Source organism: Microcoleus sp. CAWBG640, from assembly GCF_020883015.1.
GTDB classification, from domain to species: Bacteria; Cyanobacteriota; Cyanobacteriia; order Cyanobacteriales; family Microcoleaceae; genus Microcoleus; species Microcoleus anatoxicus.
The window spans coordinates 1-9,221 of sequence record NZ_JAHRFC010000138.1; the positions used below are offsets into that span (position 1 = coordinate 1).

Sequence of the window (9,221 nt, forward strand, 5' to 3'; positions counted from 1 at the left end):
GTAGGCGCAGGGGAATAGCAGGATGCCAGACCAGCCTACGAAGACGAAACGATCGCGTTTGAGCCAGTCGTCGAGTACATCAAAGATGCCTCGCTCGTTCTGGGCGCGTCCGACTGCAATTGTCATAAAAAAAAGTCCGGTAAGTGGGAAACTCAGAGGCTTTAGGCCTCAGAGGGAAACAACGCGGGTGGTTTTAACCACCGTGAACCTTTCCATTACCGCCTTGGGATTGTTTGACGGGAGTGTACTTTTGTAATGTACTTTCAATGGGACAATTACCATTTCAAGCTTCACAATCCTGTACGCATAATGGTTGCCTTTGTTGGGCCTCCCTTGCGGGGTAATGTTAGCTTCGCCAATGTTATAAGGGCTTGTTAGGCTAGCAGCACTGTTCCAGTGACTTTAGAACTGTTTAACCACTAGCGACAGAGCAGGGGACTAGCTTCGCATCCACAGGGTGTCGTGACCCGAATAACGTAGACCTCGAAAGTCTGAGGCTGGTCAGTACAGCTTGCTCGATTGCTCTTACAAGCTCAGTGGCGTTGATTCCCTGAGTTACTGACTACGCAAATCTCCAAATAGATATAATTACGACGGACAAGTTTCTATTCTATATTTTCCAAGTCTTGCCTCTGCTTAGCAGAAAATGAGATGGATTATGAACAGACTTTACTTTTCTTTACCGTAATCAAGATTATAGGGGTAATTCTTTACAAGAGCAAGTATTTCTTAAAGATTTTTTCGGATTTTCTCTCCCATCTCCCCATCTCCCCCTCCCCATTTCCGCTCTGGGGACTTCTAGCGAAAAATTGGGGTTAGAGCCTCCTGCCCCTTCTAGGGGGACTTTTTCCATGTTCTTAAGTAAATTCAACCATTCCTATGATAACCATGATATCATAGAAAAAGGAGGAAGTTAAAATGCTCATGCTCGAATTCAAAGCTTACGCAAAACCAGACCAGTTCAAGGCGATCGATGAAGCGATTAGAATTTGTCAATTCATTCGCAAAAAATCGATCCGACTGTGGATGGATGGTGGGGCTAAATCTTGGTTCGATCTCTCTAAATACTGTGCGATTTGGGCAAAAGAATTTGACGAGTGCAAATAAGTTAGGTGCGATGGCTCGACAAGCTAGTGCGGAGAGAGCGTGGGCGGCGATTTCTCGGTTCTATGATAATGTCAAAAAAGGCATTAAAGGTAAGAGAGCTGGTTTTCCTAAGTTCCAGAAAGACTGTCGCTCTGTTGAGTATAAAACTAACTCTTGGAAACTCTCATTCGATAGAAAATCAATCACCTTTACTGACAAGTGCGGGATTGGCAAGCTGAAGTTAAAAGGTACTCGTGACCTAAATTTCTATCAGCCAGACCAAATTAAGCGGGTGCGGTTGGTCAAACGAGCAGATGGGTACTATGCCCAGTTCTGTATTCAAGTAGACCGATTAGAAACCGTTCCAATGACAGGCAAAACGATTGGATTAGATGTTGGGCTAAAAGAGTTTTACACTGATTCAAATGGTAAAATGGTTCCTAACCCTAGATTTCTGCGTAGAGGTGAAGCACGGTTAAAACGGGCCGGGCGTCTTGTAAGTCGGAAGGTAAAAGGTGGGTCAAATCGCCACAAAGCCAGAGTGATTTTAGGTAAGCGACATCTCAAAATAAGTAGACAGCGTAAAGACCATGCTATCAAATTAGCAAGGTGCGTAATCACGTCAAACGACGTAGTAGTTTACGAAGATTTGAGAGTGTCTAACCTGGTTAAAAACCACTGTTTAGCAAAATCGATTAGCGATGCTTCTTGGTATCAATTCAGAGTGTTCTTAGAATATTTTGGGAAAGTGTTTGGTCGGATTACCATCGCGGTAAATCCTGCATACGCCAGTCAAGAATGTAGTAATTGTGGGGAAGTCATTAAAAAATCTTTATCCACTCGCACCCACACTTGTCAGTGTGGATGTGAAATGGATAGGGATCATAATGCCGCAATTAATATCCTCAATCGCGGGATAGGTACGACGGGGCACGTCGGAACTTCTGTACTCGATACAGTAAACGCTTAGGGAGATTGGATCTCTGGATCAGGTGTAGCAATGCTCTTGATTTAAGTCCGGTCTAGGATCTAAGAATCCTCGCGCGTTCACGCCGGGGAGTGTCAATATATATACTGAGGGTAGAGTTCCAGACTTAGGTTTTAAAATTATATGTTCAGCATTGACATGATTGTGAAGAACACCCCCGTCTCGCTGTCGGTGCAGCGGAAGTCCGCGGAGGACGCTGAGGCTGTTTACCAGCAGGTTGTAGAGGCGATTCGTAACTCCCAACCCCAAATTTTGGAACTCACCTGCGAGAAAAATCCTGAGAAAAAGGTGGCTGTGCTCAGTAGCGAGATTTCTGGGGTGGTGATTTCTCAGAAATCGGGGGCTTCATCTACTGGAAGATCCCCAGGCTTTGTCTCGATGGCTGTAGCAGAATGAGGGCTGGGGGTGTTGGTGGCGATCGCACTCAGCCGGCGGTTGCGGTGCGGGATTTGGGTTTTTGCTGGCCTTCGGGCGATCGAGTGTTGCAAAGTTGCTCTCTCGATGTACCCAAGGGCGAGTTTTGGATGCTCTTGGGTACTAACGGCAGTGGCAAATCTACCTTGCTGAGGCTGATGGCTGGGCTGCTGCACCCCCAGTTTGGGGAAATCGATCTGAGTGGAAGGGTGGGTTTTGTCTTCCAAAACCCCGATCACCAACTGGTGATGCCTACAGTCGGTGCAGATGTGGCTTTTGGCTTGGTGGAGGAACAGTTGTCTAATATTCAGGTGCGGGCTAGGGTGGCGGAGGCTTTGGAGGCTGTGAATTTGTTGGAGTTGCAGCGACGGCCGATTTATGCTTTGAGTGGTGGCCAGAAACAGCGAATTGCTCTGGCTGGGGCGATCGCCCGTCACTGTGAAATTCTATTATTAGATGAACCGACGGCTTTGTTAGATCCTGATTCTCAGTTGGATTTGGTGGCGGCGGTGCAGCGTTTGGTGAAAAATCGCGGAATTACCGCTTTGTGGGTGACTCACCGTTTGGATGAGTTGAATTATTGTGATGGGGCTTTTTTGTTGGAAAAGGGCCAAGTGGTCGATCGCGGAGATCCAGCCCGTTTAAAGCAGCGCTTGATGCAAAATCAAGATGTTTAGCTGTTGGTGAATAATTCCTCTAAATTAGATGATTGGTTCGGTATCTCCCGATCGCGGATTTGGTTGAGGTTGTGGAAACTTCAACCAATTTGTCATGGGTAAAATAGTCGATCGCGATCGACTCTTATGTTGCTATTATAGGAAAATCCAGTTTAATGTTGTGCCTGATTGGAAACAAAAGATCGCCCTTAGTTTAAGCCGTCACAAGGCGATATTTGTACTGAGCACTTTTATTACAGAATCAGGATGTAACTGCTGTTTAATTTAGTGTGGTGAGAGTGGAATTAGAGCTTATGTTGAATACACCAAAACTTTTTGAAGAAAACCCAATTCCGGGAAATACAGCGCTTTTATCAGCGGAAATTCCCGACTTATTTGGTAGCAAGTTCGATCGCCTTAATCCGACAAAAAACCTTGCAAGCGGCGACACCAATGTTTTATTTGATACCAACTATGATTTGACTCAAACATCAAATATGGGTGTGGCCGCAACTGATAGTGCGATCGACCTTTTTGACCAACTCACCGATTTCGGAACCCTAGAAACAGGAAACAACAATCTCAAATTCGATGGTAGCTTCCCATCCTCGCCAGATATCGCCGGTCAAGTTGAGCGAGACGAACTTACAGGCATGGATTTTGCCCTTAGCGATCGAGCTAGTAATCCAGAGCGGTTTGCATCTAGAACTGCTGCCCCATTCCCTTCAGAAAACTGGGCTTTCAACTTTAAAAGTTATACCATCGACCACCAAGGTTTAAACACCTTAAATATCAAAGTTGGTTACGAACTAAAACCGGGAATCACCAAACAAGAATATCCCGATTTTGTGCCAATTTACAAAAGCATTGATAACTTCCTAGTTAACTACCCGAATGAAACAGATGCTTGGGAAATTCTTAACAATAATTTGAGCAAAAAAGTGCTAGATGAAAATCCAGCCCTCACAAATGTTACCCTGCAACTGGAAATTTTGCCAACGGACAGATTGCCCTACGATCGCGCCAGCACAGTTTTCCGCAGTCGTTCGGGCCAAATCCAAGAAAAATTTGATTTTTCTTTGCAAAACTACGCAATTAATCACCAAGGCTTAAACAAGCTCAATCTGGATGTAAATTACCAGTATAAGTCTGGAATTACCCAAGCAGAATATCCCGATTTTGTGCCAATTTACAAAGGTATTGATAAGTTTTTAACCAACTATCCAAACGAGACAGATTTTTGGGAAATTGTCAATAAAAAATTGACCCGAAATATCCTGCTCGAAAATCCTGCCCTAGCTGCGATCGATATCAATTTGAACGTTTTGCCCAGCCAAAACATACCCTACAGCCGCACCAGCAAAGTTACCCGCACTCAACCCACTAATCCTCAAGGAACTTTCCTTGTGGGTAATACAAGGGGCAATAATGTACTCCGCTTTGATGGCAAAACAGGGAATTTGGTAGACGAATTTATTCCAGCAGCAAGTGGTGGCTTGTTCAGACCAGATACGGTCATCTTTGGGCCCGATGGCAACGGCGATGGCAAGTCGGATATTTACATTGCTAGCGGTGACAAACCAGGCAAATCTGGAGAAATTGGAGCATCGGCTGTATTGCGCTATGACGGAATTACGGGTGCATTTATTGACAGATTTGTCGGCGACAATCCCAACACTACGACTGATGAAACTGGTGGATTGTCTCGTCCTTATGGTTTAGCTTTTGGTCCTGATGGTAATTTTTATGTCAGCAGTTTTTTGACTGACCAAATTCTCCGCTATAATGGCAAAACTGGGCAGTTTATTGATGTATTTACTACGGGAAATCAGCAAGCGGGAGGATTGAATGGTCCCAATGGTTTGGTATTCGATCCTGATGGTAATTTGTACGTGACAACTCAGGGGAGTGTGGCTAAAAATGGTCAGGCAGATTTTAGCGGTAATTTCCTGAGTCAGGTACTTCGCTATAACCTAGAAACTAAGCAGTTTAGTATTTTTGGTTCACCGGATGTTTCGCCTAGGAGTCAGGGATTTGTGAGTCTTTTGGGAATGGCGATCGGACCTAATGATGGCGACCTTTATGTGAGTGATTTTGCTAACGATATCCGGCGTTACAATTTAAAAACGGGAGAATTAGTCAAGGTTTTATCTACTAATTATACTGACACATTGCCCAGTAGTAATTATTTAGGTAGTTTGGCATTTTCGCCTAGTGGCAATTTGTTTGCCGTTGGCTTTGACAACCGCGCTAATGCTAATAATGCGGGGGCTGTGTTGCGTTACAATGGCAATACAGGTGAGCCTCTGCCCATTACCGGGAATCTTGGTTCTGGGAACAATTCTATTTTTGTTCCTCCCGATAGTAAACTACAGCGTCCCGTGGGGATTGCATTCTTTCCTACCGATGCTCAATTGACCGAGAAGTGGAATTTTACAGTCCCAAATTACCCCATTAATCATCAAGGGCTGAACAACCTGAATATTGATGTCAATTACCAGTACCAAAATGGGATTCAAAATTTTCAGTATCCCGATTTTGTGCCGATTTACAAGAGTATTGATAATCAGTTGGTTAACTACCCCAATGAAACGGATTTTTGGGAAGTAGTCAACAAAAATGTGACGCAAAAAGTGCTGGCGGAAAATCCATCACTTTCCTCGGTAACAGTGAATTTGGATGTGTTGCCGACCAACCGATTACCCTACGACCGCAGCAGTACGGTAACTAGGACTCAAGATGGTAAATTATCGGAGGCTTGGGATTTCCAGTTGGCCAATTACTCGATCGACCATCAGGGCTTAAACAACCTAAATATTGATGTCAAGTATCAGTACAAACCAGGAATTGCTACGGCTGAATATCCCGACTTTGTGCCGATTTATCGCAGCATCGACAATTTCTTGGCTAGTTACCCCAACGAAACTGATTTTTGGGAAGTGGTGAATAAAAAATTGACTAAAAAGGTGCTAGCGGAAAATCCAGCTTTGGATTCGCTACAAATCAGCCTTGAGGTTTTGCCCACGAATCGATTGCCTTATGAACGAGGTAGTATTGTGTCGATCGCCTAGCAACTAATTTGATAAGATTGAAAAACCAGGTTTCTCAGCTTGGGAGGCGATATTCGACTGAAAATGCGAGAAATCTGGTTTTTCAATTGGCAAACAGCATAAATATCTATCTTGCGACAGATATTTTTCTCATGAGATCTAATAAACAAAAACGGTTAATCTTGTGAATTTTGGCAAGATGGAATTACTCCCGGAGGTTAGGGTGAAAACGCTAAATATCCTCTTATTAGAAGACTCTAGCTTGGATGCTGAATTGATCCAAGACTATCTATTAGATGGTGGCCTAGATTTTTCTCTGTTGTGCGTGCAAACACGGGCAGACTTTGTGGGGGCACTGGAAAATAATTGCTATGACCTGATTTTGGCGGATTATATGCTGCCTGAGTTTAATGGACTAGATGCGCTGGAAATAGCCCGTGGTATTTGTCCGGGATTGCCGTTTATTTTTGTATCGGCTACTTTGGGTGAGGAATTGGCGATCGAAACTTTGAAAAACGGGGCTACAGATTATGTAGTCAAACGGGGTTTGACGCGGCTTGTACCGTCGATTCAGCGGGCACTGCGGGAAGTTCAAGAAAGACTCGATCGCAAACAAGCCGAAATACACCGCCAAGAAAGCGAAGAGCGGTTTCGGATGATGGCCGATACCGCACCGGTAATGATTTGGATGTCTGGTATTGACAAAGTTTGCAATTACTTTAACCAAGTTTGGCTGGATTTTACGGGCACAACTTTGGCCTCCGTCATGGACTGGGGCTGGAAAAAATCGGTACACCCGGAGGATTTGCAGTATTGTTTAGATACTTATGGGAATGCTTTTGACGCGCGAAGTGAGTTTCGGATGGAATTTCGTCTAAGGCGCTATGATGGCGATTACTGTTGGATTTTGGGTACGGGCTTACCGCGATACAGGCCCGATCGCACTTTTGCCGGTTACATTGGTTCTTGCATTGATATTAGCGATCGCAAACTAGCAGAACAAGAACGCGCCGTCGCCTTTGAACGGGAACAAGCAGCCCGATTGCAAGCAGAAGAAACTGCCAAAGCTCTACAAGAAGCCAAGGATGGAATTAGTAATATTCTCGAAAGTATTACCGACGCTTTTTTTGCTGTGGATTGCGACTGGAATTACACCTATGTCAACCGGAAAGCTGAGGAGATTTTAGGCAAGTCTCAAGCTGAGTTGATCGGAAAAAGTATGCTCGATGTAGTTTCTCATCTAGGGGATTTAGAAAGTTACAAAATGGCTGACCAAGCCATGTCAGAAAAAGTAACAATCGAATACGAAGCATTTAATGTATCTGTAAATAAGTGGTTTAACGTGCGATTTTATCCGTCGGATTCGGGTTTGTCTGCTTATTTTCAAGACATTAGCGCCCGCAAACAAGCAGAAGCAGCACTCCAAGCTAGCGAGGAAAAACTGAGGTGTTTGGCAGAAGCTAACTTGATGGGAATTCTGTTCGGTAATGTTGACGGTACTATTAACGAGGCTAACGACGAATTTTTGCGGATGGTTGGCTACAGTCGGGAACATTTGCAACGTGGGGAACTGCGGTGGATTGATATAACACCTGTGGAGTATCTACCCTTGGATGCGATCGGCATAGCAGAGGCAAAAGCCGCGGGGGTTTGCACTCCTTACGAAAAGGAATATGTGCGCTTAGATGGTAGCCGGATTCCCGTGTTGGTGGGGTATATTTTGTTGGGTGAAAAACGGGAAGAATCTGTTGCTTTCATTCTCGATTTGAGCGAGCGCAAACGATTAGAAAAAGAACTTCAGGAACGAGCGGAAGAATTAGCGATCCTGAACCGAATTAAAGATGAGTTTCTCGCAACTTTGTCCCACGAATTGCGGACACCGTTAAATGCGATGCTGGGATGGACGCAACTGCTACGTTATCGCAAGTTTGATGAAAATACTACGGTGAGAGCTTTGGAAACCATCGATCGCAATACGAGGTCTTTGGGAACACTAATCGAGGATTTGTTGGACGTATCGCAGATTATTACCGGTCAACTATCGCTGAATTTGCGGTGGGTGGATGTGCTGGCAAATGTTGAGGCGGCCATTGAAACTTTGGCAACTGCGGCCAGAGCAAAAAATATTCAAATTGTCACGGAATTTGACCAGACTTCGGTGCGGATATTTGGAGATTCGGGGCGCTTGCAGCAGGTGGTGTGGAATTTGCTCTCCAATGCGATTAAGTTTACTCCTCCTCAAGGACAGGTGAAGGTGGTGGTGCGACAGGTGGAGGGTGCTATTTCTTCTCAGTTAGCATCTGGGGGCAAATTGTCCTCAGCTAGGGTGGAAATTGAGGTAAGCGATACCGGAGAGGGGATTAGTGGGGACTATCTGCCCCATGTTTTCGATCGCTTCAGTCAAGCGGACACCTCTGCGACTCGATCTTACAACGGATTGGGGATGGGGTTGGCGATCGTCCGCCATGTGGTGGAAATGCACGGGGGGACAGTGCAAGCGGAATCTGCCGGGAAGGGAAAAGGAGCGAAATTTGTAGTGAAGTTGCCGATGCAACAGGGCGAGGGTGAATTTTCTGTGGCTGGGGCACGGGAGTTGGTGATTCGAGAAAAAAGGTCGATCGCACCTGGAAATGAGTGTTCTTTTAAGATCAATCTTTCTGGCGTGTTGGTGTTGGTGGCCGATAATGACGAGGATTCCTTGGATTTTGCGCGAATGGTGCTCGAAGAATGCGGGGCCGAGGTGGAGACGGCTGTCTCGGCATGGGAGGCTCTAGAGGCGATTAAAAGGCGATCGCCGGATGTATTCGTCAGCGATTTAGCAATGCCGATGGCACACGGAAAAGATTTGATTGGGCAAGTCCGAACCATGTGTGGTGCAACGGAAGTTCCAGCGGTGGCTTTGACCGCCTATGGTAGGGTGGAAGAACGGGTGCGGGCGCTAAGGCTGGGTTTTCAAATTCATCTGCCGAAGCCGATCGATCCTGTGGAGTTGGTGGTAACAGTGGCAAGTTTAGCGAGTCGAGTTAA

At 45.4% G+C, this 9,221-nt stretch carries 4 protein-coding genes and 2 pseudogenes; 5 read left to right on the plus strand and 1 reads right to left on the minus strand.

The window, feature by feature from the left end:
• Positions 1-126: pseudogene (locus AAFP11_RS28725) on the minus strand (photosystem II D2 protein (photosystem q(a) protein)); the annotation flags it as partial.
• 792 nt (positions 127-918) lie between these two features.
• Here AAFP11_RS28725 and AAFP11_RS28730 point away from each other — a divergent pair.
• The 5 genes and pseudogenes from AAFP11_RS28730 to AAFP11_RS28750 form a co-directional block, all read left to right on the plus strand.
• Positions 919-2,056 (plus strand): annotated as a pseudogene (locus tag AAFP11_RS28730) (transposase).
• 141 nt (positions 2,057-2,197) lie between these two features.
• Positions 2,198-2,470: a hypothetical protein gene (locus AAFP11_RS28735; RefSeq protein WP_341740092.1), complete on the plus strand. Its 273-nt coding sequence runs from the start codon at positions 2,198-2,200 to the stop codon at positions 2,468-2,470.
• Complete coding sequence (locus tag AAFP11_RS28740) at positions 2,467-3,165, plus strand: ABC transporter ATP-binding protein (RefSeq protein ID WP_341740093.1); 699 nt, start codon at positions 2,467-2,469, stop codon at positions 3,163-3,165. The genes AAFP11_RS28735 and AAFP11_RS28740 overlap by 4 nt, the downstream gene beginning before the upstream one ends.
• A 293-nt stretch (positions 3,166-3,458) precedes the next feature.
• A complete protein-coding gene (locus AAFP11_RS28745; protein WP_341740094.1) occupies positions 3,459-6,215 on the plus strand; it encodes an NHL repeat-containing protein in 2,757 nt (918 codons plus the stop codon).
• Between the two features lie 202 nt (positions 6,216-6,417).
• The coding region (locus AAFP11_RS28750; protein WP_341740095.1) for a PAS domain S-box protein at positions 6,418-9,221 on the plus strand (2,804 nt) is incomplete at its 3' end.

Bases quoted from the DNA above. Each gene is read 5' to 3' on its own strand.
- AAFP11_RS28740 (WP_341740093.1), top strand. From the start codon at position 2,467: ATGAGGGCTGGGGGTGTTGGTGGCGATCGCACTCAGCCGGCGGTTGCG.
- AAFP11_RS28735 (WP_341740092.1), top strand. From the start codon at position 2,198: ATGTTCAGCATTGACATGATTGTGAAGAACACCCCCGTCTCGCTGTCG.
- AAFP11_RS28745 (WP_341740094.1), top strand. From the start codon at position 3,459: ATGTTGAATACACCAAAACTTTTTGAAGAAAACCCAATTCCGGGAAAT.